The 23,923-nt window shown below is 72.2% G+C and carries 28 protein-coding genes and 4 tRNA genes; 19 read left to right on the top strand and 13 right to left on the bottom strand.

Annotated features, from left to right (window positions below):
* Nucleotides 1–7: 7 nt before the first annotated feature.
* Nucleotides 8–1,138 (top strand): phosphoribosylformylglycinamidine cyclo-ligase, encoded by a 1,131-nt coding sequence (gene purM, locus EUA98_RS08455; RefSeq protein WP_130102269.1) that lies wholly within the window; start codon nucleotides 8–10, stop codon nucleotides 1,136–1,138.
* A gap of 73 nt (nucleotides 1,139–1,211) precedes the next feature.
* Here the strand turns inward: purM and EUA98_RS08450 are convergent, their stop codons facing one another.
* Nucleotides 1,212–1,421 (bottom strand): DUF3073 domain-containing protein, encoded by a 210-nt coding sequence (locus tag EUA98_RS08450; RefSeq protein WP_130102234.1) that lies wholly within the window; start codon nucleotides 1,419–1,421, stop codon nucleotides 1,212–1,214.
* Nucleotides 1,422–2,016: 595 nt separating this feature from the next.
* Here EUA98_RS08450 and EUA98_RS08445 point away from each other — a divergent pair.
* The 4 genes from EUA98_RS08445 (at nucleotide 2,017) to EUA98_RS08430 (ending at nucleotide 5,669) form a co-directional block, all read left to right on the top strand.
* Nucleotides 2,017–2,226: a BldC family transcriptional regulator gene (locus EUA98_RS08445; protein WP_130102233.1), complete on the top strand. Its 210-nt coding sequence runs from the start codon at nucleotides 2,017–2,019 to the stop codon at nucleotides 2,224–2,226.
* 174 nt (nucleotides 2,227–2,400) lie between these two features.
* Nucleotides 2,401–3,969, top strand: a complete 1,569-nt coding sequence (locus EUA98_RS08440) for a DNA-3-methyladenine glycosylase 2 family protein (protein WP_130102232.1) — start codon at nucleotides 2,401–2,403, stop codon at nucleotides 3,967–3,969.
* A 102-nt stretch (nucleotides 3,970–4,071) separates the two neighbouring features.
* Nucleotides 4,072–4,740 (top strand): methylated-DNA--[protein]-cysteine S-methyltransferase, encoded by a 669-nt coding sequence (locus EUA98_RS08435; protein ID WP_130102231.1) that lies wholly within the window; start codon nucleotides 4,072–4,074, stop codon nucleotides 4,738–4,740.
* On the top strand, nucleotides 4,737–5,669 hold the full coding sequence (locus EUA98_RS08430) for a DMT family transporter (protein WP_165372761.1): 933 nt from the start codon (nucleotides 4,737–4,739) through the stop codon (nucleotides 5,667–5,669). Before EUA98_RS08435 ends, EUA98_RS08430 begins: the two co-directional genes overlap by 4 nt.
* Nucleotides 5,670–5,701: 32 nt before the next feature.
* On the opposite strand, the gene EUA98_RS08425 is transcribed toward EUA98_RS08430, so the two are convergent.
* The 5 genes from EUA98_RS08425 to EUA98_RS08405 all read right to left on the bottom strand — a co-directional run bounded on the left by EUA98_RS08425 (nucleotide 5,702) and on the right by EUA98_RS08405 (nucleotide 6,899).
* Nucleotides 5,702–6,013 carry a DUF3618 domain-containing protein gene (locus tag EUA98_RS08425; RefSeq protein WP_130102229.1) on the bottom strand — a complete coding sequence of 104 codons (312 nt, stop codon included), beginning with the start codon at nucleotides 6,011–6,013 and terminating at the stop codon, nucleotides 5,702–5,704.
* Nucleotides 6,010–6,426, bottom strand: coding sequence for a phage holin family protein (locus tag EUA98_RS08420; protein WP_130102228.1), 417 nt, complete (start codon nucleotides 6,424–6,426; stop codon nucleotides 6,010–6,012). The genes EUA98_RS08425 and EUA98_RS08420 overlap by 4 nt, the downstream gene beginning before the upstream one ends.
* A gap of 144 nt (nucleotides 6,427–6,570) precedes the next feature.
* Nucleotides 6,571–6,646: transfer RNA gene (locus tag EUA98_RS08415), tRNA-Phe, on the bottom strand.
* Nucleotides 6,647–6,688: 42 nt separating this feature from the next.
* Nucleotides 6,689–6,762: transfer RNA gene (locus tag EUA98_RS08410), tRNA-Asp, on the bottom strand.
* Nucleotides 6,763–6,826: 64 nt separating this feature from the next.
* Nucleotides 6,827–6,899 (bottom strand) — tRNA-Glu (locus EUA98_RS08405).
* A 111-nt stretch (nucleotides 6,900–7,010) separates the two neighbouring features.
* Here EUA98_RS08405 and EUA98_RS08400 point away from each other — a divergent pair.
* Nucleotides 7,011–7,355, top strand: a complete 345-nt coding sequence (locus EUA98_RS08400; RefSeq protein ID WP_130102268.1) for a metallopeptidase family protein — start codon at nucleotides 7,011–7,013, stop codon at nucleotides 7,353–7,355.
* 37 nt (nucleotides 7,356–7,392) lie between these two features.
* Nucleotides 7,393–8,361 carry an LLM class flavin-dependent oxidoreductase gene (locus EUA98_RS08395; RefSeq protein WP_130102227.1) on the top strand — a complete coding sequence of 323 codons (969 nt, stop codon included), beginning with the start codon at nucleotides 7,393–7,395 and terminating at the stop codon, nucleotides 8,359–8,361.
* 36 nt (nucleotides 8,362–8,397) lie between these two features.
* Here EUA98_RS08395 and galE read toward each other — a convergent pair whose 3' ends face one another.
* The gene (gene galE, locus EUA98_RS08390) at nucleotides 8,398–9,372 is read right to left on the bottom strand and encodes a UDP-glucose 4-epimerase GalE (RefSeq protein WP_130102226.1); all 975 of its coding nucleotides are present in this window, start codon (nucleotides 9,370–9,372) and stop codon (nucleotides 8,398–8,400) included.
* An 89-nt stretch (nucleotides 9,373–9,461) separates the two neighbouring features.
* On the opposite strand from galE, the gene EUA98_RS08385 reads away from it, so the two are divergent.
* Genes EUA98_RS08385 through EUA98_RS08360 form a run of 6 tightly spaced genes read left to right on the top strand, consistent with a single transcriptional unit; the run spans nucleotide 9,462 to nucleotide 14,844 of the window.
* Nucleotides 9,462–10,661, top strand: coding sequence for a polyprenyl synthetase family protein (locus tag EUA98_RS08385; protein WP_130102225.1), 1,200 nt, complete (start codon nucleotides 9,462–9,464; stop codon nucleotides 10,659–10,661).
* A complete protein-coding gene (locus EUA98_RS08380; RefSeq protein ID WP_130102224.1) occupies nucleotides 10,661–11,581 on the top strand; it encodes a phytoene/squalene synthase family protein in 921 nt (306 codons plus the stop codon). Before EUA98_RS08385 ends, EUA98_RS08380 begins: the two co-directional genes overlap by 1 nt.
* The gene (gene crtI / locus EUA98_RS08375) at nucleotides 11,578–13,314 is read left to right on the top strand and encodes a phytoene desaturase family protein (RefSeq protein ID WP_130102223.1); all 1,737 of its coding nucleotides are present in this window, start codon (nucleotides 11,578–11,580) and stop codon (nucleotides 13,312–13,314) included. Before EUA98_RS08380 ends, crtI begins: the two co-directional genes overlap by 4 nt.
* Nucleotides 13,311–13,649: a lycopene cyclase domain-containing protein gene (locus EUA98_RS08370; RefSeq protein ID WP_130102222.1), complete on the top strand. Its 339-nt coding sequence runs from the start codon at nucleotides 13,311–13,313 to the stop codon at nucleotides 13,647–13,649. Before crtI ends, EUA98_RS08370 begins: the two co-directional genes overlap by 4 nt.
* A complete protein-coding gene (locus EUA98_RS08365) occupies nucleotides 13,646–13,975 on the top strand; it encodes a lycopene cyclase domain-containing protein (protein WP_130102221.1) in 330 nt (109 codons plus the stop codon). The genes EUA98_RS08370 and EUA98_RS08365 overlap by 4 nt, the downstream gene beginning before the upstream one ends.
* Complete coding sequence (locus EUA98_RS08360) at nucleotides 13,972–14,844, top strand: prenyltransferase (protein WP_130102220.1); 873 nt, start codon at nucleotides 13,972–13,974, stop codon at nucleotides 14,842–14,844. Before EUA98_RS08365 ends, EUA98_RS08360 begins: the two co-directional genes overlap by 4 nt.
* Nucleotides 14,845–14,927: 83 nt before the next feature.
* Here EUA98_RS08360 and EUA98_RS08355 read toward each other — a convergent pair whose 3' ends face one another.
* On the bottom strand, nucleotides 14,928–15,194 hold the full coding sequence (locus EUA98_RS08355) for a GlsB/YeaQ/YmgE family stress response membrane protein (protein WP_130102219.1): 267 nt from the start codon (nucleotides 15,192–15,194) through the stop codon (nucleotides 14,928–14,930).
* Between the two features lie 236 nt (nucleotides 15,195–15,430).
* On the opposite strand from EUA98_RS08355, the gene EUA98_RS08350 reads away from it, so the two are divergent.
* A complete protein-coding gene (locus tag EUA98_RS08350) occupies nucleotides 15,431–16,975 on the top strand; it encodes a mechanosensitive ion channel family protein (protein ID WP_130102218.1) in 1,545 nt (514 codons plus the stop codon).
* Between the two features lie 187 nt (nucleotides 16,976–17,162).
* The gene (locus tag EUA98_RS08345) at nucleotides 17,163–17,444 is read left to right on the top strand and encodes an iron-sulfur cluster assembly accessory protein (protein ID WP_130102217.1); all 282 of its coding nucleotides are present in this window, start codon (nucleotides 17,163–17,165) and stop codon (nucleotides 17,442–17,444) included.
* Between the two features lie 162 nt (nucleotides 17,445–17,606).
* On the opposite strand, the gene EUA98_RS08340 is transcribed toward EUA98_RS08345, so the two are convergent.
* From EUA98_RS08340 to EUA98_RS08330, 3 genes are all read right to left on the bottom strand, one after another.
* Nucleotides 17,607–17,679, bottom strand: a tRNA-Lys gene (locus EUA98_RS08340).
* Nucleotides 17,680–17,860: 181 nt separating this feature from the next.
* Nucleotides 17,861–18,667 (bottom strand): hypothetical protein, encoded by an 807-nt coding sequence (locus tag EUA98_RS08335; RefSeq protein WP_130102216.1) that lies wholly within the window; start codon nucleotides 18,665–18,667, stop codon nucleotides 17,861–17,863.
* Nucleotides 18,660–19,277: a sigma-70 family RNA polymerase sigma factor gene (locus tag EUA98_RS08330; RefSeq protein WP_130102215.1), complete on the bottom strand. Its 618-nt coding sequence runs from the start codon at nucleotides 19,275–19,277 to the stop codon at nucleotides 18,660–18,662. Before EUA98_RS08330 ends, EUA98_RS08335 begins: the two co-directional genes overlap by 8 nt.
* A gap of 197 nt (nucleotides 19,278–19,474) precedes the next feature.
* Here EUA98_RS08330 and EUA98_RS08325 point away from each other — a divergent pair, with 197 nt between their 5' ends.
* Complete coding sequence (locus tag EUA98_RS08325) at nucleotides 19,475–19,678, top strand: hypothetical protein (RefSeq protein ID WP_165372760.1); 204 nt, start codon at nucleotides 19,475–19,477, stop codon at nucleotides 19,676–19,678.
* Between the two features lie 106 nt (nucleotides 19,679–19,784).
* Nucleotides 19,785–20,384, top strand: coding sequence for a dihydrofolate reductase family protein (locus EUA98_RS08320; RefSeq protein ID WP_130102213.1), 600 nt, complete (start codon nucleotides 19,785–19,787; stop codon nucleotides 20,382–20,384).
* A 19-nt stretch (nucleotides 20,385–20,403) separates the two neighbouring features.
* Here EUA98_RS08320 and EUA98_RS08315 read toward each other — a convergent pair whose 3' ends face one another.
* Nucleotides 20,404–20,718, bottom strand: a complete 315-nt coding sequence (locus tag EUA98_RS08315; protein WP_350339490.1) for a DUF4287 domain-containing protein — start codon at nucleotides 20,716–20,718, stop codon at nucleotides 20,404–20,406.
* Nucleotides 20,719–20,858: 140 nt separating this feature from the next.
* Between EUA98_RS08315 and EUA98_RS08310 the strand changes: the two genes are divergently transcribed.
* On the top strand, nucleotides 20,859–21,281 hold the full coding sequence (locus EUA98_RS08310; RefSeq protein ID WP_130102212.1) for a type II toxin-antitoxin system PemK/MazF family toxin: 423 nt from the start codon (nucleotides 20,859–20,861) through the stop codon (nucleotides 21,279–21,281).
* Nucleotides 21,282–21,335: 54 nt separating this feature from the next.
* A complete protein-coding gene (locus tag EUA98_RS08305) occupies nucleotides 21,336–22,667 on the top strand; it encodes a hypothetical protein (RefSeq protein WP_130102211.1) in 1,332 nt (443 codons plus the stop codon).
* Nucleotides 22,668–22,670: 3 nt separating this feature from the next.
* On the opposite strand, the gene trpB is transcribed toward EUA98_RS08305, so the two are convergent.
* Nucleotides 22,671–23,900, bottom strand: a complete 1,230-nt coding sequence (trpB, locus tag EUA98_RS08300; protein ID WP_130102210.1) for a tryptophan synthase subunit beta — start codon at nucleotides 23,898–23,900, stop codon at nucleotides 22,671–22,673.
* Between the last annotated feature and the right edge of the window lie 23 nt (nucleotides 23,901–23,923).

Here is a 23,923-nt window from a genome sequence, read left to right as displayed (position 1 = left end):
CGCCGCGATGCCCGACGCCGTCACCCCGCTCGCTTCTGAAGGCCTCACCTACGCCGCCGCAGGCGTGGACACCGCCGCAGGCGACCGCGCCGTCGAGCTGATGAAGGCCGCGGTGGCGCGCACGCACGGTCCGCAGGTGCTCGGCGGAGCCGGTGGCTTCGCGGGGCTCTTCGACGCGAGTGCGCTCAAGTCGTACGACCGGCCGCTGCTGGCGTCGTCCACGGACGGCGTCGGCACCAAGGTCGCGATCGCGCAGGCGCTCGACATCCACGACACGATCGGCTTCGACCTCGTCGGCATGGTCGTCGACGACGTCGTGGTGTGCGGTGCGAAGCCGCTCGTCATGACCGACTACATCGCGTGCGGCCGGGTGGTCCCGGAGCGGATCGCCGACATCGTGCGGGGGATCGCGGCGGCCTGCGAGGTCGCGGGGGTCGCCCTCGTCGGTGGCGAGACCGCGGAGCACCCCGGCCTGCTGGGCCCGGACGAGTACGACGTCGCCGGTGCAGCGGTCGGCGTCGTCGAGGCGGCGGACCTGCTCGGCCCGGCCAAGGTGCACGACGGCGACGTCGTGCTCGCCATCGCCTCGTCCGGGCTGCACTCCAACGGCTTCTCGCTCGTGCGCAAGGTCATCGAGGTCGCCGGCTGGAAGCTCGACCGGGACGTCCCCGAGTTCGGGCGGACGCTCGGCGAGGAGCTCCTGGTGCCGACCCGCGTGTACTCCGCGGACCTGCTCTCGCTCGCGCAGGACGCATCCGCGCAGGTCCACGCCTACAGCCACATCACCGGCGGCGGTCTGGCGGCGAACCTCGCGCGCGTGCTCCCGGTGGGCCTGGCCGCAACGGTGGACCGCTCGACCTGGACCGTGCCGGCGATCTTCGACGTCGTGCGAGGTCTGGGCGGCGTCCCGTGGAGCGACCTCGAGGCAACCCTGAACCTGGGCGTGGGCATGGTCGCCGTGGTCGGGCCCGACGGCGTCGATGCGGCGCTGCGGCACCTGGCGGCGTGCGGGCTGCCCGCCTGGGTGCTGGGGACCATCGGGGCCGACGACGGCGCCGCGGGGCAGGACATCGTGCGTGGCACCAAGGGGGTGCACGGCGGTGCCGTGCGGATGACCGGCGCCTACCGGACCACGTGAGAACGACCCGGCCGCTGTGGCCGGGTCGTCAAGGGCCGTGCACCCGGGTCGCGCGAGGCGACCCGGGAAGGCATCACCGGTCGTCCGTGGCCCATCGGGTGTACGTGTCCGGGTCGACCTCGTCGTTCGAGTCTGCCGGAGGCCTCCGGATACCCGTCGCTAGATCCGTTTGGCCTGGCGACGTGAGCTCCTGCTCGAGAGCTCGGTAGTTGGTGTCGGGACTGTAGTACTTCAGGTCCCGGGCAACCTTCGTCTGCTTTGCCTTCTGACGGCCGCGCCCCATGGCACCGACCCCCTTAACGTAGAAGCGGGGCTGGCTCGTGCGTACACGCGCGGCCCCGGGGTGCTGGATAAATGTCTGTTCCTGGTGAACTTTACATGGTCCTCAGGCATTCCGACCACTCTCCGGACGCGCAGGTCCCGCCGGGCCCGCAGGGGCGCCCGCGTCGGCTGGTCGACGGTGTCGCAGACCACCACGAGGGCTGCGCGGACACCCAGGAGCAGGGCCGGGATCAGCCGACGGGCGCGCCCGGCAACTGATGAGTGGTACCTCGAGTTCGAGGTATCTCGCATGGTGGACAACTTTCAGCCGCCAGCGAACGGCGTTCGGGTGAAGAGAGTTTTGCTCTGTTTGGTGGTCGAACCCCGAACTTCACCCCTTCGCCCCAGTAAGGTACGTTTTATCGGCCCTGTCCAGCAGGCGGACGGATGCCGGGTCTCGGGTCTAGGACCAAAGCCCTCCCGCCTGAGATCGGTTGATTTGGTACACCTGTAGGTATCACTTTTCCTCCGGGCGAAGATCCCGGATCTGCCGGGGCGCCGGTTGACTGCAAGTTTTCTACCCGATCGATTCCGCTCCGCCCATCTGGAGGAACACCATGCCGACCCCTGCCGCCGACTCCGAGTCTCTGCTCACCCCCTCGGAAGTTGCGACCCTCTTCCGCGTCGACCCCAAGACGGTCACGCGCTGGGCCAAGGCCGGCAAGCTCTCCTCGATCCGTACGCTGGGCGGCCACCGCCGCTACCACGAGGTCGAGGTCCGCAACCTTCTCAACGGCATCCCGCAGCAGCGCCCGACCGAGGCCTGACCTGCGGCCGACCGATCCTGCTCAGACTGACCTGCCTGATCTCCCCGATGCACCCGGACGTGTTCGCGTCCGCTGCACCGACGCCAGACATCGAGGTCTGAGAAGGATCGGTCGGACGCCCGCCGTGTCCGAAAGCCGCTAGCCGGAGCACCCGGCCGGCCGCAGACTTGGTGCGTGAACGCGCACCCCCTCCCGGTCGGCTGGCCCGACCCGCACGCCGCCTATCGCGCGATCAGCGGGCGCGACCCGAGGTTCGACGGACGCCTCTTCGTCGGGGTGCTGTCCACGGGGATCTACTGCCGGCCGTCCTGCCCGGCCCGGACACCGCTGCCGGAGAACTGTCGGTTCTACCCCGCGGCCGCCGCGGCCGTGGCCGCCGGCTTCCGCGCCTGCCGCCGCTGCCGGCCCGACTCGTTGCCGGGGTCACGCGACTGGGACAGCCGCGGCGACCTCGCGGCGCGTGCGCTGCGGGCGATCGGCGACGGCGCCGTCGACACCGACGGCGTCGAGGGCCTGGCGACCCGGCTGCACGTGAGCCCGCGGCACCTGCACCGGGTCCTCGTCGCGGAGATCGGCGCCTCTCCCCTCCAGCTCGCACGCACGCGGCGCGCACAGCTCGCCCGGATGCTGCTCGATCAGACGGAGCTGTCGATGGTCGACGTCGCGTTCGCGGCGGGTTTTGCAAGCCTGCGGCAGTTCAACGACGTCATGCGGACGGAGTTCGGGGCGCCGCCGTCGACCTTGCGTCGCGATCCGGCGACCGCCCGCGGGACAGGACGCAGCGCCCGGGGCACGGCGGACCGCACGGCCGTTGCCGGCGCCGTGCTCACGCTGCGCCTGCGTCATCTCGAGCCGTACGACGCGGCGAGCTGGTTCGCGCACACCGCCGGGCGGGCGATCGCCGGGCTGGAGCGGGTGGAGGGCACGACGGCGATCACGAAGCTGCTCGGCGCTCCGGGTGGCCCGGCCCTGGTCACGGTCTCGTTCGAGGGCCCGGGCAAGATCCTGGCGCGGCTCCAGCTGGCGGACCTGACGGACCTCGCGGGGGTCGTGACCCGCCTGCGTCGCTGGCTCGACCTCGACTGCGACCCCCGGCTGGTCGACGACGCGCTCGGTGCCGATCCCGTTCTCGCGCCGCTGGTCGCAGCGCGGCCCGGCCTGCGCATCCCGGGGACGACCGACCCGTTCGAGCTGGCGGTGCGAGCCGTGCTGGGCCAGCAGGTGTCCGTCGCGGGCGCCCGCACGCTCGCCGCGCGGCTGGTCGCGCTGCACGGCGCCAGCTGGCTCGACCCGCACGGAGCCGACCGCGCCGGGCTGTCCCTGTTCCCGACCGCCGCGGTGCTCGCCTCGGCCGGTCCCGACCGGCTGCGGGAGATCGGTCTGACCGGTGCGCGGGCCGTGACCCTGGCCCGGCTCGCGGAGGCCGTCGCCGAGGGGCTGCCGCTGACGCCGGACGCCGACCGCGGGGCCGTCCGGGCGGGGCTCCTGGCCCTGCCCGGCATCGGACCGTGGACCGCCGACTACATCGCGCTGCGGGCGCTGGGGGACCCCGACGTCTTCCCCGCCGGGGACCTGGTGCTGCGCAAGGCCCTCGCCGAGCTGCCGGGCGGGGCCGGGCGACCGGTCGACATCGGGGCGGCGACGGCCAGCGCGGCGCCCTGGCGTCCGTGGCGCGGGTATGCGGCCCAGCATCTCTGGTCCGCCTGGTCCGCCTGGTCCGTCCGCACCAGACCGAGCGGATAGGTCGGCGCTGCGTCCGAAACCCGCGAGCGGGGGCGGCTGGCGGCGGGGGAGGATGTCCCTGAGCGGCCGCCGCACCGCCGTCCCCCTCAACCGGAGCTCCCGATGAACACCACGCCGTTGACCGCCACTGCCGTGCCGACCCCGGCCGGACCCCTCGCCTTCGTCGTCTCCCCCGAGGACGCCGTCGTGCGCGGCGCGGGCTTCGAGTCCGTCGACCGCACGGTCGACCGGCTCCCGGCCGAGCTGCGCGCGCGGGGGGTGCGCACGCTGAGTCTCGCGCAGGCGACCGCCGACCCGGCGATGGCCGACGTCGTCGAGGCCGTGCAGCGCTACGTCGCGGGCGACGTGCACGCTCTGGACACGATCGCCGCCGAGCAGCCGGGCGGGCCGTTCTTCCAGGCGGTCTGGACCGCGATGCGGGCGATCCCGGCCGGGCAGACGGCGTCGTACGCCGAGCTCGCCGCGTCGGCCGGACGGCCCGCGGCCGTGCGTGCGGCGGGCAGTGCGTGCGCGCGCAACCGGCTCGCGCCGTTCGTCCCGTGCCATCGGGTGCTGCGCACCGGCGGGGGCCTCGGCGGGTACCTGTACGGGCTCGGGACCAAGCGGGCGCTGCTGGCCCACGAGGGCGCCGTCGTCGGCCACGAGAGCCCTGCCGCGGCACCTGCGCCGACCCCGGCGCCCGTCGTGTCGGCCACGCCCGCCGCCGTGACCACGCCCGCCGTGAGCACGCCCGTCCTGTCCGCTGCGCCCGTCGCGAGCGGCTCTCGGTGACGGGCAGTCCCCGGGGCTGGCTCGGCCCCTATCTCGTCCTGGCGCTGCTGTGGGGCTGCAGCTTCCTGTTCATCGCGATCGCGCTGCGGTCGTTCGCGCCGACCCAGGTGGCGTTCGGGCGGATCGTGATCGGGTTCGCGCTGCTCGTGGTGATCCTGGTGGCGCGGCGGGAGCGCGCGTCGATCCCGCGCGCCCGGCTCGGTGACCTCGTGATCGTGGGCGCGGTGATGACCGCGGGGCCGTTCGTGCTCTTCGCCCTGGCCGAGCAGCGGGTCAGCTCCGTGCTCGCCGGGCTCGTGAACGCGACGACGCCGCTGTTCACCGCCATGTTCGTGGCGATCCTCGTGCCGCACGAGCGGCCCGACCGGGTCCAGCTCGTCGGCATCGCCGCGGGCTTCGCGGGGATCGCGGTGCTCCTCGGGGTCTGGAACCCGGGGGCGATCGACCTGCTCGGCGGTCTCATGCTCGTCGGCGCGACGCTCTGCTACGGCTTCGGCAACGCGTGGAGCCGACGTCGGCTGACCGGGGTCGGGCTGTCGCCGGTCACGTTGCCCGCCGTGCAGCTCGCGGTCGGCACCGTGCTGCTCGCGCCGTTCGCGCTCACCTCACCTCTGGTGGCCCCGGTCGCCGCCGGACCGGCGCTCGCGCTCGCCGCGCTCGGGCTGGGGGGCACCGGGCTCGCGTTCCTTCTGTACTGGCGCGTGATGGAACTCGCGGGCGCCACCGTGACCGCGAGCGTCACGTACGTCATCCCGCTGGTCTCGACGACTCTCGGTGTCCTGGTGCTGCACGAGGACCTGCACTGGTACGAGCCGGTCGGCGGCGTCGTCGTGCTCGCCGGCGTCGCCCTCACGCAGTGGGGCGCTGCCCGACGGCGACCGCGGCTCGCGCGGCCGGTGACTGCCGCCGCCGCGGACGTCGCCGGCTGATCAGAGCCGGTTCTGATCAGAGCAAGCTCTGATCAGCGGCGGCGGGCGATCGCGGAGACGACCGCGACGAACCCGGCCACGCCGAGGGCGCCGATCCCGAGGAGCTTGCGGGCGTGGTCCCGGGCCGCGGTCGACGTGCTCGGGTCGGTGCCGGCGTCGTGCAGCACCTGCTTCGCGCGCGTGACGGTCTCGGTCGCCCGGACCCGGGGATCGAGCCGCTCGGTCAGCTCGTCGATGGTCGCGGCGAGGTCGGCCCGGTTCTGCTCGAGCCGCGCCTCGATCTGGTCCGGCGTGGAACGGGGAACGGGGCTCGCGGTGGAGTCGGGCGTGGGGCTCGTCGTCATGAGCGCAGTCCTTTCTTGATCGCATCGACGTCCTGCTTGACGTTCTCGGCCGTGCGCCCCGGCGTGGCGGAGGCGCTGTCGAGCGACCGCTTGCCGACCAGCGCGAGGAGCCCCGCGACCAGGAGCAGCACGATCGCGACGATCAGGGCCGCCAGCCAGGCCGGTACCGCGAGGGCGAGCGCGAGGATCGCCGTCGTGATGAGCACGGCCAGGGCGAAGAACCCGAGCACGGCGGCCCCGACGAACAGACCGATCCCGATCCCGCTCGCCTTGGCCTTCTGGGCGAGCTCGGCCTTCGCGAGCTCGATCTCCGCGCGCACCAGGTCGGACGTCTGCGCCGACAGCCGGCTGAACAGCTCGCCCACGGTCGGGCGGCTACCGGAGCTTGGCGTCGTCCACTGCGTGTCGTCCACGAAAGACCACTTCCTCTACTGATCGCGAGATCTCTGCGACCCCAGTCTGTCGGCACACGGCAGCTCGTGCGGCGTGTTCGGTGGGGGTGTCGCGCACCTGACGACGAGATCAGCCCCGCCCGGGGTTCCGGACGGGGCTGCAAGTGGTGGCCACGGGCGGGGTCGAACCGCCGACCTTCCGATTTTCAGTCGGACGCTCTACCAACTGAGCTACATGGCCAAACCGACTGCGCCCGGCCTTGTGGGCCGGGCGCAAATCTAGCGACCCCGACGGGACTCGAACCCGCGACCTCCGCCGTGACAGGGCGGCGCGCTAACCAACTGCGCTACGGGGCCTTGCGTGAACAAGGTACCTGTAAAAATCGAACTGCTGATCAAAAACGAACTGCTGACGTGCACGTACCCCCAACGGGATTCGAACCCGTGCTACCGCCGTGAAAGGGCGGGGTCCTAGGCCGCTAGACGATGGGGGCTAGAACAACGCCCTGACGTCTACAGGCGTCGTAAGACCTCGCAAATCATAGGTCAGATTCCCGAGAGATCCAAAGCGGGGTCCGGCAGGGCAGGATGGGCACGTGGTGACGATGACGCGCGGTGACTTCGAGGACGCGGTCCGCGACGCGCTGGACGAGATCCCGGACGAGCTGGCGGCGCAGATGGACAACGTCGTCGTGCTCGTGGAGGACGACCCCCCGGCCGACGACCCGGACCTGCTCGGCGTCTACGACGGCGTGCCGCTGACCGAGCGGGACGACTCCTGGGCGATGGGTGCGCTGCCCGACCGGATCACGATCTTCCGCCGACCGACGCTCGCGATGTGCGAGACCCGCGCGGAGGTGGTCGAGGAGGTGCTGGTCACGGTCGTCCACGAGATCGCCCATCACTTCGGCATCGACGACGAACGCCTGCACGCCCTCGGCTGGGGCTAGCCGGCTAGCCGAACCCGAAGGTGGGTAGTTTTGCCGGATGACTGATGGCGGAGTTCGGTTCGGGATCGTGCTGCTGCCCCAGGAGCGGTGGTCCGGCGCGCGAGAGAAGTGGCTGCGCGCCGAGGAGTACGGGTTCGACCACGCCTGGACCTACGACCACCTCGCGTGGCGCACGCTCGCGGACGAGCCCTGGTTCGCCACGGTGCCGCTGCTCGCCGCCGCCGCCGCGGTCACGACGCGGATCAAGCTCGGCACCTGGGTCGCGAGCCCCAACTTCCGCCACCCGGTGCCGTTCGCGAAGGACGTGATGGGGCTCGACGACATCAGCGACGGTCGGCTGCTGCTCGGGATCGGGGCCGGGGGAACCGGCGTCGACGCGGAGGTCATGGGCCCGGCGCCGACGGCGCGCGTGCGCACGCAGCGGTTCGCGGAGTTCACCGCGCTGCTCGACCGGCTCCTGACGGATCCGGTCACCGAGCACGTCGGCGAGTTCTACGAGGCGCACGGGGCGCGGATGTACCCGGGCTGCGTGCAGAGCCCGCGCGTGCCGTTCGTGGTGGCCGCGAACGGGCCGCGAGCGATGGCGCTCGCCGCCCGGTACGGCGAGGGGTGGACGACGTTCGGGCCGACCCTCGCCGGCGAGGACCTCGAGGAGCTCAGCCCCGGTCAGGCGCAGGAGCGCTGGTGGGCCGGGCTGGCGCGGATGGTCGAGCAGTTCGAGGAGGCCGCGCGTGACGAGGGTCGCGACCCGCGCACGATCGACCGCTACCTCAACCTCGACGGGGCGCCGGTGTACTCCCTGGACTCCTATCCGACGCTGGCGGAAGGGGCCGAGCGAGCGGCCGCGCTCGGCTTCACGGACGTCGTCGTGCACTGGCCGCGGGCCGACGGGATCTACGCGGGCTCCGAGGCGGTCCTGGACGAGGTGGCCGCCCGCCTGCCCGAGCTGCGCGCGCTGCGTCCGCACCTGGCGGAGGTGGCGGTGTCCGAGGTGGCGCAGGCCTGAGCCTGCGCCACCTCGGTCACGGTGCCTGGCCGAAGGTCAGGCCGGGGTCGGCGAGGTGGCCTGGCGGGCTTCCCAGGCGCTGGCGACCATGTCGCGCAGGGTGTGCCGCATGCGCCAGTCGAGGTCGCGGGCGGCGAGCGCGCCGGAGGCCACGATGCGAGCCGGGTCGCCCGGGCGGCGCGCGGCGATCTCCGGGGTGAACTCGATCCCGGTCACCTCGGCCATCGCCGTCATGATCTCCCGGACCGAGACGCCGTCGCCGCTGCCGAGGTTGTAGACGGGCTCGCGCGGCCGGCCCGCGGCGAGCGCCTGGGCGGCCGCGACGTGGGAGAGCGCGAGGTCGGCGACGTGGACGTAGTCGCGCACGCACGTGCCGTCGGGAGTCTCGTAGTCGACGCCGTTGATCCGCGGCGTGCGGCCCGCGACGAGCGCGTCGAGCACCAGCGGGAAGAGGTTGTGCGGGCTCGTGTCCGGGAGCTCGGGCGTGCCCGAGCCGACCACGTTGAAGTACCGCAGCGACGTGTGACGCAGGCCGACGGCCACCTCCTGATCGCGCAGCAGCCACTCGCCGATGAGCTTGCTCTCGCCGTAGGGCGACTGCGGATCGGTCTGGGTCGTCTCCGTCACCAGGTCGGTGTGGGGCGTGCCGTAGGTCGCCGCGCTGGACGAGAAGACGATCGCGTCGACGCCCTCGGCCGCCATCGCCTCGAGCACCGACACCGTGCCGGTGACGTTCTGCTGATAGGTGTGCAGCGGGCGCTGGACGCTCACGCCGGCGTACTTGAAGCCGGCCACGTGCACCACGCCCGTCACCTGGTGCTCGGCGATGGTCTGGCGGACCAGTGCGGTGTCGAGGATCGAGCCCGTGACGAGGGGCACGTCGCGCGGCACGAAGCCCGCGAAACCGCTCGAAAGATCGTCCAGGACGACGGTCTGCAGACCGACCTCCGCGAACGCGCGCACCACGTGCGCTCCGATGTAACCCGCTCCGCCCGTCACCAGCCATGTCATGGTGCAGAGCCTACCGATGCGGGGACCGGCCCCCGGTATCCGGCGAATACTCAGTATGCTGAGCATCCGCTGACCGACGGGGGACGACTATGGCCGACGTGGGACGTTCGGGGAGTTCGGGCAGTGCCCGGGCCGGCGTCGTCGAGCGCGCGGACACCAGCGCCGACACCAGCGCGGGCGCGCGTGCCGGTCGGCTCGATGGCCTGACGCCGGCCGGATCGGTTCGCGACCGGCTCGCGACCGAGGTCGAGCTCGGCGTGCAGGCGTCGGTGCGCGCCCTGAACGATCACCTGCGGGCCGGCAGGGCGGCCGCCGAGGCGATGGCCCCTGCCTACGGCGCGCTGTGGGCGACGCTGGCGGACCAGGTCGGCGGCGGCAAGCTGCTGCGCCCGCGCCTCATGCTGGCGGCCTACCTCGGACTGGGCGGGACCGACATCGACGGCGTCGCACCCATCGCCGCCGCGCAGGAGCTGCTGCACACGGCGATGGTGGTGCACGACGACGTGCTGGACCACGACGAGATGCGCCGCGGCCGCCCCAACCTGGCGGGCGCTCGACGTGCGGAGCTCGCGGCGGTCGGCGTGGTCGGCAAGGCGGCCGAGGACCAGGTCCTGGCCGCGGCGCTGCTCGGCGGAGACCTCGCGCTCACGGGCGCCTTCGACCTCGTGGCGCGCGCCCCGATCGCCCCCGAGCTGCGGCTGGGCGCCGTCGGGCTGCTCGTGCGCAGCGTGACGACGACGGTCGGCGGCGAGCTGCTGGACATCGCGGCCGAGCTGACCGGCCCCACGCGGGTGGACGCCATCCTCATCGCCGAGCTCAAGACCGCCGCGTACACGTGCAGCGGTCCGCTGGTGATCGGTGGTCTGCTGGCCGGGGCCGACGACGCGACGCGCGCGCAGCTCGAACGGCTCGGGACCGCGCTCGGCGTGGCCTTCCAGCTGGTCGACGACGAGCTCGGTGTCTTCGGCGACCCGGAGCAGACCGGCAAGTCGGTGCTCTCCGACATCCGTGAGGGCAAACGCACCGAGCTGCTGCGGCTGTCGTACCTGCTGGCCGACGCCGCCGGTCGCGCGGTGCTCGACCGGCACGTCGGCGACCCGGACCTGGACGAGGACGACGCCGCGCGCGTGCGGGCGGTGATGGCCGACAGCGGGGCGCTCGACCGCACGCGCGGGATCGCCGCAGGAGCGGCGCGCACCGCTCGTCAGACGGCCCGGCTGCACCTGCCCGCCCCGCTCGCGGACTACCTGTGCGCCCTGGTCGACGAGCTCGCCGGCCGGGACGCCTGATGGGCGCCGACACGGGCCAGGCGCTCTACGACGAGACCGCCGCCCGCGCGAGCAGCGTGGTGCTGTCCCGGTACTCGACCTCGTTCGGCCTGGGCACCAAGCTGCTCGGCGCGCGTGCCCGGCACGGGATCGAGGCCGTGTACGCGCTCGTCCGGATCGCGGACGAGATCGTCGACACGCGTCGCGGCACGGACGCCGGACCGCTGCTGGACGAGTTCGAGGCGCAGACCGCGCGCGCCCTGGAGTCGGGGTACTCGACCAACCTGGTGATCCACGCGTTCGCCCGGACCGCGCACCAGGTGGGCATCGGCCACGCGGAGATCGACCCGTTCTTCGCCTCGATGCGGATGGATCTCACCGTGCTCGTGCACGACCGGGCGAGCTACGAGCGGTACGTCTACGGCTCGGCGGAGGTGATCGGGCTGATGTGCCTCGCGGTGTTCCTCGACGCGGCCCGCGGCCCGGGCGACCGGGTTGCGGAACGCGGCCCGCTCGACGCTGTTGCGGCGCCCGACGCGGGTCTGCGTGCGGGCGCCCAGGCGCTCGGTGCCGCGTTCCAGAAGATCAACTTCCTGCGCGACCTCGGGGCCGACTACGGCGAGCTGGGCCGCAGCTACTTCCCCGGCGTGACGCCGGACACGCTCGACCAGGCGGCCCTCGACGAGATCCTGGCCGAGATCGCCGCGGACATCGCGACCGCACGTGCCTCGCTGCCGGGGCTGCCTCGCCGTGCCCGGTGGGCCGTCGCCTCGACCCTCGGGCTGTACGACCGGCTCACGACCGAGCTCGCTGCGACCCCGCCCGCCGAGCTGCTCGCGCGGCGCGTGCGGGTGCCCGGACCCACCAAACTTGCCATCGTCGCCCGGTCGATCGGGCACGAGATCGCCATCGAGGCGCGAACAACGAGGGGTGTGCGATGACCGACCACCTGACCAGCACGGCGACGGCTGCCGCGCCGAGCGCGCCGGCGCGCACCGCTTCGGGTGGCGACGGTCGGCGCGTCGTCGTGATCGGGGGCGGCATCGGCGGTCTGGCCACCGCGGCGCTGCTCGCGCGCGGCGGGGCCGAGGTCACGCTGCTCGAACGGCACGACCGGCTCGGCGGCCGGTTCGGGACCCTGCAGATCGACGGCTTCCGGTTCGACACCGGCCCGTCCTGGTACTTCATGCCCGAGGTGTTCGCGCACTTCTTCGCGCTGTTCGGCGAGGACATCGACGACCACCTCGACCTCGAGCGGCTCGACCCGGCCTACCGCGTGTTCTTCGAGTCGGCACCGGGCCAGGTCGCCGAGACCCTCGACGTCGGGATCGACGCGGAAGCCAACTGGGCCCGCTTCGACGCGCTCGAGCCGGGTGCCGGGGAGCGGATGCGCGCGTACGCCGCGAACTCGACCGAGGCCTACCGCATGGCCGTCGACCACTTCCTGTACACGACCTTCGCGCGCCCGGACAAGGTGCTCGGCGCCGACATCGTGGCGCGCACCCCGACGCTGCTGCGGCTGCTGTCCGAGACGCTGGCCGACCGGGTCGCGCGCACCGTCCAGGACCCGCGCCTGCGGCAGGTGCTCAGCTACCACGCCGTGTTCCTCGGGTCCTCGCCGTACCGCGTGCCCGGCCTGTACACGCTCATGAGCCACCTCGACCTGGTCGACGGCGTGCGGTTTCCCCGCGGTGGGATGTACACGATCATCCAGGCGATCGAGCGCCTCGCGGTGGCGGCCGGCGTCCAGATCCGGACGGGGTGCGACGTCACGTCGATCGAGGTCGAGCCGGCCGGGCGGACCGCGCGCGCCCCGCGCCGGACCGGCGTCGCTCGCGGGGTGCGCCTCGCCGACGGCGAGCTGGTCCCGGCCGACATCGTGGTCTCGGGCGCGGACCTGCACCACACCGAGACCGTCCTGCTGGCCCCCGAGCACTGCCACCTTCCGGAGCAGTCCTGGCGGCGGCGCGGGCCGGGGATCTCCTCGCTCCTGATCATGCTCGGGGTGCGCGGCGAGCTGCCCGAGCTCCCCCACCACTCGCTGTTCTTCACCCGCGACTGGCCGGGCAACTTCGAGGCCCTGCTCGGCCACGGCACGACGAGCCCCGTCGAGGATCTGCGGGTGCCGCAGGAGGGGTCCATCTACGTCTCGCGCACCTCGGCCACCGACTCGGACGCCGCCCCGCCCGGGCACGAGAACCTGTTCATCCTGGTCCCGTTCCCGGCCGACCCGACGCTGGGCGCAGGTCCGGCAGGGCGCGCTGCGCTCGAGGCCCACGCGGACCGGTTCATCGACCAGGTGGGCACCTGGTCGGGCGTGCCCGACCTGCGCGACCGCGTGGTCACCCGGCGCGTGTACGGCCCGTCCGACTTCGTCGCCGACTTCTCCGCGTGGCGCGGCACGGCCCTCGGGATGGAGCACACCCTGCTCCAGAGCGCGCTGTTCCGCCCGCCGAACGTCTCACCCCGGGTCCCGAACCTGCTGTACGTGGGCGGCGGCACGATCCCGGGCGTGGGTCTGCCGATGTGCCTGATCAGCGCCGAGCTCGTGGCCAAGCGGCTGCTCGGTGAGACGTCGTCGCGCGCGCTGCCGACCCCGCTGCGGCCCGGCTTCCTCGACTCCTCACGTGCGCCGGACGCCTGGCCCGCCGCCGCGCGGGGTCTCGCGCCGTGATCGGACTCGCGTACCTCGGTGCCCTGCTGGTGTCGCTCGGGGGCCTGGCCGTGCTCGACCGGCGCTTCCGGCTCGCGTTCTGGGCCGACTGGCGCCGGACCGCGCTGTGCCTCGGCGTCGGGGTGGTGGTGTTCCTGGCGTGGGACGTCGCCGGGCTCGCCCTGGGCATCTTCGCCCGCGGTGAGAACCCGTACATGACGGGCCTGCTGCTCGCGCCGGAGCTTCCGATCGAGGAGGCGTTCTTCCTCGCGCTGCTCTGCTACAACTCGCTGCTCGTCTGGCTCGCGCTGGACCGGCGGGCCTCCCGCAAGGCTGCCGGGGGTGGCCCGCGATGACGAACGCCGTGCTCAACGGGCTCGTGCTGGTGCTGCTCGTCGTCGTGCTCGCACCGCGGCTGCGTGGGCTGCGCCGGGGGCCGCTGCTGTGGACCGCGGTGGTGATGGTCGTGCTCACCGCGGTGTTCGACAACGTGATGATCCTGTCGAGCCTCGTCGACTACGCGCCCGACAAGATCCTCGGCGTGCTGCTGTGGCGCGCGCCGATCGAGGACTTCGCCTACTCGCTCGCCGCGGTGGTGCTGATGCCCGCCTGCTGGGTGACGCTGCGCGCCCGCTCGCGGCGCACCGATCCGGCGCCCGCCACCGACGAGGCGGACTCGTGAGGGAGATCCTCGCCGCATCCCGGCCGTTCTCCTGGATCAACACCGCCTACCCGTTCGCCGCGGGGTACCTCCTGGCCACCGGCGGCCGGATCGACACCGCGCTCGTGGTGGGCACGATCTACTTCCTGTTCCCGTACAACCTGCTGATGTACGGCGTCAACGACGTCTTCGACTACGCATCCGACCTGCTCAACCCGCGCAAGGGTGGGATCGAGGGTGCGCTCGCGGACCCCACGACGGCGCGCGCGGTCCACCGCCGCATCCTGCGGGCGTGCGCGGTGACGAACGTGCCGTTGCTCGTGTGGCTGCTCACCCTCGGCGACGCGGCCTCGGCGGCCACGCTCGTCGTCGTCGTCTTCCTGGTCATCGCCTACTCCGCGCCGAGGCTGCGGTTCAAGGAGCGGCCCGTCGTCGACTCCGCGACGTCGGCCATGCACTTCGTCGGGCCCCTGCTGTACGCGCTCGTCCTGACCGGCACCGACCTCTCGGCCCGCACGGCCTGGCCGGTGCTGCTCGCGTTCTTCGCGTGGGGGATGGGGTCGCACGCGTTCGGGGCGGTGCAGGACGTGCGGGCGGACCGCGAGGGCAACATCGCCTCGGTCGCCACCGTGCTGGGGGCGCACCCGACCGTGGTCGCCTCGACGGTCGCGTACCTGCTGGCCGCTGCCCTGCTGCTGCTCGTGCCGTGGCCGGGCTGGCTCGCGGCGGTGCTGCCGCTGCCCTACGCGGCCAACGCGGCCGCCTTCTGGTCGGTGCGCGACGACGACTGCGAGCGCGCCAACACCGGGTGGCGACGGTTCCTGTGGCTCAACCTCGTGACCGGCTTCCTCGTGACCCTGCTGCTGATCGCGGTCGCGCTCACCTCGTAGCGGCCCGTGAGCAGCGTCACGAAAGCCCGGCGGCCGTCGACGGCCGCCGGGCTCTCGTGGATCAGGACTCGATCAGATCGCGATCACGCGCGCTTGCCGGTCAGTCGCGCCGCCAGCGTCACGCCGACGACGGCAAGCACGATCTGAAAGAGGAGCTCGATCCAGTCGATCCCGGACGTGTCGGCCGACGAGACCGCGTTGGCGAGCGCCGTGCCGAGCAGGGCCGCGACGATGCCGACGATGATCGTGACCAGGAGGGAGATGTTCTGCCTTCCGGGCGCGAACAGGCGTCCGAGCGCGCCGATGATGGCGCCGATGACGATGGCGGTGATGAACCCGGTGACGGTCATGTCGAGTGCCTCTCATTCCGCTTCAAGGAGTCGGGTACGACCCCAGGGTGAGAGAAGGTAGCCGAACCCTGGTCGATGCGCACATCGGGCAGAACCGCCGATTGTGGGGTATAGCGTCGCGGTATGCGCAGCGATGCCAGCACCGTCGGACTTCCGCGCGCGGTGGTCGGCCCCGCGCGCGGGGTGAGCACCTGCGCGGCTGTCGGACCCCAGCCCTGGACGCCTACCCTGACCGCATGTTCCTCGATGTGAACTCCGCCGTGGATGTGACCGCGACCGAGACGGCCGACGTCGTCGGACCGATCGGCGCAGTCGTCGGTGCCGTCGTGGCCGCCCTCGTGCTGGCGACCATCATCTCGGCCGTGGTCCGCACGGCCGCCCGGCGCTCGAACCTCGCGATGGACCTGCTGGCCAAGGTCCGGCGCCCCCTGCGGGCGGTCCTCGTGATCATCGCCGTGTGGATCGCCCTGCGGTTGTCGACCGAGACCTCGCACTGGACGCTCATCGCCGAACACCTGCTCCTGATCCTGCTGATCGCCGCGGCGGCCTGGCTGATCGGCGCGCTCGCGTTCGTGGTCGAGGACGCCGCGCTGTCGCGCTTCCGGATGGACGTACCCGACAACGCCCGCGCCCGCCGCGTCCGCACCCAGATCACCGTGCTGCGCCGGCTCACGGTCGCCATCCTCGCGATCTGCGCGATCGCCGGGATCCTGATGACCTTCCCCGATGCGCGCGCGGCCGGCACGAGCCTGTTCGCCTCGGCCGGGGTGCTCACGATCGTGGCCGGGCTCGCGGCGCAGAGCTCGCTCGCCAACGTCTTCGCCGGCCTGCAGCTCGCGTTCACGGACGCGATCCGGGTCGACGACGTCGTCATCGTCGAGCAGGAGTGGGGCCGGATCGAGGAGATCACGATGACGTACGTCGTGGTGCACCTGTGGGACGACCGGCGGCTGATCGTCCCGTCCACGCACTTCACGACCACCCCGTTCCAGAACTGGACCCGGCGCGACGCGAACCTGCTCGGGACGGTCGAGCTCGACCTCGACTGGGAGGTCCCGGTCGAGGCGATGCGGGCCGAGCTGACCCGGCTGCTCGCGGTGAGCGACCTGTGGGACAACCGGGTCGGCGTGCTGCAGGTGACCGAGGCGACCGGCGGCTTCGTCCAGGTGCGTGCCCTCGCGAGCGCCGTCGACGCCCCGACGCTGTTCGACCTGCGCTGCTACGTGCGCGAGGGGCTCGTTGAGTGGGTGCAGCGGACGGCGCCGCAGTCGCTGCCCCGCACCCGGATCGAGGGTTCCTCGCCCGTCGTCTCGGCCGCCTCGCCCGCCGCGCAGCCCGCCCTGCCCGACGGCGACCTCGCGCGCGCCGTCGGGCAGGCGCCGGCGACGGTCGCCGTGCCGCGCGAGCCGACGCCGCCCGTCGAGCCGGAGCCACCGGTCCGGACCCGCCGACTGGCTCCGGCGGACCCGTCCCTGCAGCGGGAGCCGTCGGAGGGCTCGAACCAGCCGGACCAGCCGCGCCCACCGGCGGCGAGCCCGGCGGCCGCGAGCGCCGAACCGCCCACGCGCCGCACGACCCGACGGACCCCCGGGCCGGACGACACCGTCCAGTTCACGATGCGGACCGACTCCCGGCTGTTCACCGGGAGCCTCGACGCGGTCGAGCGCGCCCAGGCGTTCGCCGGCCCGGGCCCGGAGGTGCTGGCCGAGCGCGAGCACACCGCCGAGCGTGCCCTCGCCGAGCCGGAGCCGACGGACACGACCGAGACTCCGCGCCACTGACCTTGGCGCCGCTGGCGCCTGGTGTCCCTGACCCCCGGTGTCCACCCAGTGGACGGATGGGGCCCGGAGGCTTGCATTCGGGCGCGGGGCTTGTGACGGTGGAGGGGACCGCAGGCGCTCGCGGGCCGGCCGTCCTTCCAGGGCGACGGTCCCGGGCGCCGCACCCCGGCAACCGGAGGAGCCTGTTTTGCTCACCCTGACCGAGAACGCTCGCACCACCGTCCAGGAGCTCACCGACAGCGCAGGACTCCCCGAGACAGGGGGGTTGCGCATCGCGGCCTCCACGTCCGAGCAGGGCGGGTTCGACCTTGTGCTCGTCGCCGAGCCTGCACCCGGCGACGCCGTCGTCGAACTCGGCACCGCCAAGGTCTTCCTCGAGCCCACCGCGGCCGAGGTCCTCGCCGATCAGCAGCTCGATGCCGATCCGGCCAACGCGACCACCAGCTTCCGGGTGGTTCCGCAAACCTGAGCGCCGCTCCACGTCCGGGGCCGTCCGCAGCACATGCTGCGGGCGGCCCTGCGGCGTGCGGGAGTGCTGCGGGCGGGATCGCTGCGGGCGGCGATGCTGCGCGCCCGGACTCCGTGGCGCGGGACAGTGATCCGGGTCATCGCGACCGTGGGCTGCGAAGGGTGGGCCCCGTCGGGCTCGAACCGACGACCAACGGATTAAAAGTCCGATGCTCTACCAACTGAGCTAGAGGCCCGGGGGATACGGAAGACGATCGGGACAACCCTCCGGAGAACCTTCGGGACAACCCGGGGTGCTTCCGCCCCGCCGGGACAGCCTACTGGAGGGTGCGGGGGATGCGGCGTCGGTGCGTCACGGCAGCGATCGAAGCGCGGCAGAGGAGGCGCGATGGGTGTGCGCACCCGCGACGTCTTCGGTCAGTCGAGCGGGCAGATTTCCCCCGCAGCGATCTGGACGATGCCATCCGTTTCGGCGCCGCCGTCGGTCAGGACCTGGAGCGACCCCTGGTACCAGATCCACAAGTACGGCACCCATGAGGGCTGGCCGGGCATTGCGGGATAGGTCGCACGCAGGCTCGCCACGGAGTCCCCGACCGCGAGGCCTTCGTCGGTCCGCAGGTCGAAGGCGGCGTCGGTCAGGTTCCACCCCGCGACGTAAGGGGGCGCGGGCGCGTAGGTCGGGGGGCCCGGATCGCCTGGCGACGTCATCACCTCGGTCTGGATCTTCACGAAAAGCGTGTCGTCCCACGACAGGAGCCGGCCGGGGGTCGCGCTTATCCTGCAGGCCATGGTGGGGTCGCTCACCGTGTGTGACCCGAGCTGGGCGTCGAGATAGGCGACGACGTCGGCCTCGGGCGCGTTGAGCGGGAAGTCGGCGATCGAGCCGTCGGCACCGAGGGTGAACCCGGGGCCAGGCGGGGTCGCGGTCGCGGGGGGAGTCTCGACCGGCGCCGTCGGGGTGGGCGTCGGGCTCGGGGCTGGCGCGGGGGTCTTGGTCGGGCTCGAACTCGCGACCGGCGCGACCGGCGCGCTCTGCCGGTGCTCCAGGACGGTGATCCCGCCGAGCACGAGCGCGCTCGCCGCGCCTGCACCGGCCAGACCGAAGGCGAGGGTGCGCACGAATCGCCGCCGGTGCACACGGGTCAGAATCGTGTCGATCGGGAGTGTGTTGCCCGTCGAGTCGTCACCGAGAGCATGCAGGTCGCGCCGGAAGTCGTCAGACATGGTCAGCTCCTCGTCGGGTCGTCGGGTTCGTCCGGTTCGACGAGGTCGCCGTACTCGTCGTGGCGGTGCGGCCGACCACGATGACGTCGCCGACGGCGTCGGGCAGGTGCAACGAGGGTGTCGGCCCCAGGCGAGCCTCCAGCTTGTGCACCGCATTGCTCAGGTACCGCTTCACGGTTCCCGGCGCGAGCTGCAGCTGAGCCGCGATCTCGGGGACCGTCAGGTCCTCGTAGTACCGCAGCACGACACAAGCGCGCTCCTGTGGCGCCAGGACTCCGAGGGCCGCTCGCAGGTCCAGGCGCACCGCCACCGCGGCGTCCGGACCGTCTCGGCGGTCGTCGCGCACGAGCAGGTGCCGCACGGCCGCCCACCGCTGCCGGCGCCGAAACCCGTCGACGTACAGCGTGAGGATCGCCCGGCGCACGTAGGCCTCGGCCACCTCCGGGGTGAACCCGGACCGGGTCCGCACGAAGACCTTCACGAGCGCGTCCTGGACGAGATCCTCCGCCGCCGCCGCTTCTCCCGTGAGCAGGTACGCGTAACCCGTCAGGGCCCCGCCGCGCTCACGCGCGAGCTCGCCCAGCAGTCGGTCGCTGGCACTCTCAGGCATTCTCGGTTCCCCCCCGCCTAATCATCGTCGGCCCGGTTGTTGGCCGGTGCGAATCAGCGCTCACCCTATTGACGACTGCGTGGTGTGAAACGTTGTAGGGGACTCCCGGGCAAACCTACTGAAGGTCGCTGCGCGCGCCGCTTTCCGAACCTCGCGTTCTCCGTCCCATGCGTGCCGGATATCCGCACCCGCGCCCGGTGCGGGCGATCGGTTCTCGAAGAGGCGCTCGCACAGGCAGAACGGCCGCACTCGGCGTGTTCGCTTGGGGGCTGTCGGCCGAGGAGAGACTGGAGGTCGATGCCGGTCTCGTCGAGCTGGTTGTCGCGCACGTCGAAGAAGAAGACGATCTCCTGCGCCGCGTGCTCGCGAACCTGGACGACCTGGCCGACGCGCAGGCCTGACGACGGCGGGCTCGACCCGCCGACGGGCGACCTACGGCTCGTCACGTGGGACAAATCCATCCGAACCGGGTGGTTCGCGTACCTCCTCGCACCTACCCTGGCAGTCATGAGTCTCGTCACCGCCGACATCTCGGTCTCGCTCGACCTCGTCGCGGCCGGTCACGACCAGTCGCTGGAGCACCCGTTCGGACCGGTCGTGGGAGACCGGCTGCACCCCTGGATGTTCGAGCACGGCGACGACAGCCCGGACGAGATCGCCGGGATCCTCCGCGCGCGCGCCTACGTCATGGGGCGGCACATGTTCGGGCCGGACCGGGGTGCGTGGGACCTGCGGTGGCAGGGCTGGTGGGGGTCGGAGCCGCCATACCACGCGCCGGCCTTCGTACTCTGCTCGCGGCCCCGGGAGGCGCTGACCATGGCGGGCGGCACCACGTTCCACTTCGTGACCGAGGGGATCGAGACTGCTCTCGAGCGGGCGCGCGACGCGGCCGGTGAGGGCGACGTCGCGATCGCCGGTGGCCCGAGCACCCTGAACGCCTACCTGGGTGCCGGTCTGGTCGACGAGCTGCGGCTCCACGTCGTGCCGTTCACCGTCGGCGACGGGCTGCGGGTCTTCGACGGCGTGGAGGATCTGGCGATGGTGCCGGCCTCGAGCCGGACGACGCCGCATGTGACCCACCTCGTCTACCGGCGCACCTCACCCTGAGAACCCCGAGAGTCGGGCGCTAGCGGGCGGCTATGCCGTCCAGTCGGAGCTCGAGGGTCTCGTCCCGGTGACTGCCGGCTGATCCGACGTGTTTCTCCGGCACGGTGGGGCCGTTCTTGAGCACCCCGTACAGAGCCATCGCGTGGCCACGTCCGACGTCGTACTCGTCCTTGAGCCAGGTGACGAACTCGGTCGCGTTGGTGCCCGGGCCGTAGCCGCGGCTCGCGGCCTCGTCGAGGAGCTGTTGCGGCGTGCGACCGGTCTTCTGCTCGATCGCGTCGAGGTAGGCCTGGTAGGACATGGGGAGCCTCTCGTCCTGGGCGTTCGCGTCCATCGACATCGTCCGCGCTCCGGGGCCACCGTTCAACCGGGGTCGTCGAACCGACGGTCTGAGCGCATGCGCCCGCCTGCGCCCGGCCCGCCGTAGTCTCGGCACGGTCACGCACGTCGCCGAGGGGGAGTTGGCCGGATCCGATGGACCAGATCGATCTGGGTGCCCTGCTCGCGGACGTGGCGCACGACCCGCGGTCGCTTCCGATCGCGCTCGCGACGGCCGTCGTCGTCCTTGTTGGGCTGCTCCGGCGCCGCGGGGCGCGGCCGCGCACGGGGGAGATCTGGTTCGCCGACGTGCCGTTCGAGGAGGGGAGCGGCAGCAAGGATCGCCCCGTCCTGGTGCTCGCGGTCGACGGCCGTACCTGCACGGTCGCCCGGTTCACCTCGCAGGACAAGGGTGCGCGTCGGGATCACCTGCGCGTGCCCGCGGGCATCCCCGGTCTGAACCGGACCAGCTGGGTGAGCGTCCGGCCGATGCGGTTGCGACGCTCGGCGATGCGGCGGCGGACGGGCAGTCCGGGAGCGCCGCTGGTCAGCTGGTACGACCGCGCGACCGGTCGCTGATCGCCGCCCTGCACCCCTCCACTTTCCGGCTGACCAGCGATGAGGATCCCCGCTATGAACCGACACATGCGCGTGTGCGCGACGGCGGTCGCCGCTGCCCTTCTGCTGCTCGGGACGGCCGCGTGCGGGCCGATCGATGCCGGCACGGCGCTGTCCGCCGACTTCAAGGCGTGGATGGTCGACACGGAGAACGTCGAGAGCATCGACGGGTTCAGCAACAACGCGTTGCCGTTCTCCGGGTCGGCCGACCTGAACGTGGCGCTGGCGCCCGACCTCACGGTGGCGGAGATGGCGGTGGTGCTTCGCCGGGTGGAGGCGTTCCGCACCCACCAGGACCTGTCGGTCACGGCGACCTATGCCTCGACCGGCTTCACCGCGACGTTCCCCGTGGACGGGGACGACTCCGCCCGGAACACCGCGACGGTCGAGCTCGTCGTCGACGTGGACACGAACACCGAGGCGCAGACGCTCGCCGTGACCGGCCCGAGCGCCAGCTCGGTGGCCGTCGCCGGGCCGGAGGACTTCCTGGCCGCGTTCGACGCGCTGGTCGGCATCGCCGCGGCCCACCGCCCGCTGACGTTCGAGACGGTTCGGGCCGAGACCGCCGACGGGGCCTTCTCGGTGCAGGCCACGAGCCCCGGCGCCGAGCGCGATGCGCGCACCGCCTTCGCCGCGGTCGCCGCTGCGTACCCCGTCCTCGCGGCCCACCTCGACGACGACGTCCTGGAGGTCCGGGTGGACGCGGCCGAGTCGGTGGCCGTCGCCAAGCTCGTGTCGTTCACCGCGCCGGGGGTCACCGCCACGATCCAGTTCGGCAACGTCACCAAGGGGGTGCCGGGCAACTATGACGACGTCGACGCCCTGGTCGTCGCGGCGAAGGCCGCCGGGACCCCGACCTCGATCGACGCCGGACCGGGGTCGATGTCCTTGTCGTACCCGACGGTGAGCGAGGCGATCGCCGCCGAGGCTGCGCTGGGTGCCCTGCCGGCGCGCGCGCGGGTCGACGTCGGGTACCGGACCGACGACGAGCGCTTCCTCATCGTCGATGGCGCCCTCGCCGCAGACGGGTTCGCCGCCGCGCTCACCGTGCTCTCGAGCTCCCCGCTGAACGAGACCGTCGGCCGGGTCAGCACCGGCACCGGCTCCCTCGACATCAGCACCGCCGGCTACGACGAACCGCAGGCGATGGCCCTCGGTCAGGCGCTCGCGGCCACCGTCCCGTCCGGCACCGCGATGACGGTCCGGATGGGCGACGTCGTCTCCCTGCGGTTCACGTCCTCGGCGGTGCTGCGGGACGCGGCCGTCGATCCGTTCAACGAGTTCGGCGACGACGCCCCGCAGGTGACCGGTGCGTTCCTCACGGGCTGGAACTCACACCGGCCGTAGCGGTCAGACCGGACCGCCGGTGCCCCAGTTCTTGATCACGTAGTCCATGTCCTTGTCGCCTCGGCCACTGAGGTTCACGAGGATCGTGCCGGTCTTCATCTCGCGTGCCTTCACCAGCGCGTGCGCGACGGCGTGGGCGCTCTCGAGCGCGGGGATGATGCCCTCCTTGCGGCTGAGCAGGAAGAACGCGTCGCGGCACTCGTCGTCGGAGGCCGCCACGTACTGCACGCGGCCGGCGTCCTTGAGGTAGCTGTGCTCCGGACCGACACCGGGGTAGTCGAGGCCGGAGGCGCACGAGTAGACCGGTGAGGGTTCGCCAGCCTCGTCCTGGAGCAGGTAGCACTTGAAGCCGTGGATGATCCCCTCATGGCCGTAGGTCATCGTCGCGGCGTGGTCGCCGACGGCGGTCCCGCGGCCGAGCGGCTCCACGCCGATCAGCTCCACCGGGTCGTTGAGGAACGCGGAGAAGATGCCGATCGCGTTCGACCCGCCGCCGACGCAGGCCTCCACCACATCGGGGAGGTTGCCGGTCATCTCGTGGAACTGCTCGCGCGCCTCGATGCCCACCACGCGCTGGAAGTCGCGCACCATCAGCGGGAACGGGTGCGGACCGACGACCGAGCCGATGCAGTAGATCGAGTTCTCGTAGTCGGCCATGTACGCCTCGAAGGCCGAGTCGACGGCCTCCTTGAGCGTCTGCAGGCCGCGAGTCACCGGGACGACCGTCGCTCCGAGCAGCTGCATCCGGCTGACGTTGGGAGCCTGCTTCTCGATGTCGACGGCACCCATGTGGATCTCGCACTCGAGCCCGAAGTGAGCCGCGGCAGTGGCCAGGGCGACTCCGTGCTGGCCGGCACCGGTCTCGGCGATGACCTTCTTCTTGCCCATGTACTTCGCCAGCAGGGCCTCGCCCATGCAGTGGTTCAGCTTGTGCGCGCCGGTGTGGTTGAGGTCCTCGCGCTTGAGGTAGATCTGCGCCCCACCGTTCAGCAGCGACAGCGTGCGGGCGTGGTAGACGGGAGTCGGGCGGCCCTGGAAGTGCTTGCGCAGGTACCGCAGCTCGGCGATGAACGACGCGTCGTTCTCGATCTCGTGGTACGCCTTGGTGATCTCGGCGAACGGGCCCTCGAGCTGAGGCGGCAAGAACTGCCCGCCGAACGCACCGAAGAACCCGCTCTCATCGGGAACGGTCTGCCGCTGGGGCAGCTGCCACGTGTCGGTCTGCTCGGCCATTGAGTCACCTCGTGCGCTGTGGG

Source organism: Pengzhenrongella frigida (genome assembly GCF_004168625.1).
In the GTDB taxonomy this organism is placed as follows: Bacteria; Actinomycetota; Actinomycetes; order Actinomycetales; family Cellulomonadaceae; genus Pengzhenrongella; species Pengzhenrongella frigida.
The sequence above is the reverse complement of the archived record's forward strand: the minus strand, read 5'-3'. Positions and strand labels throughout refer to the sequence as shown.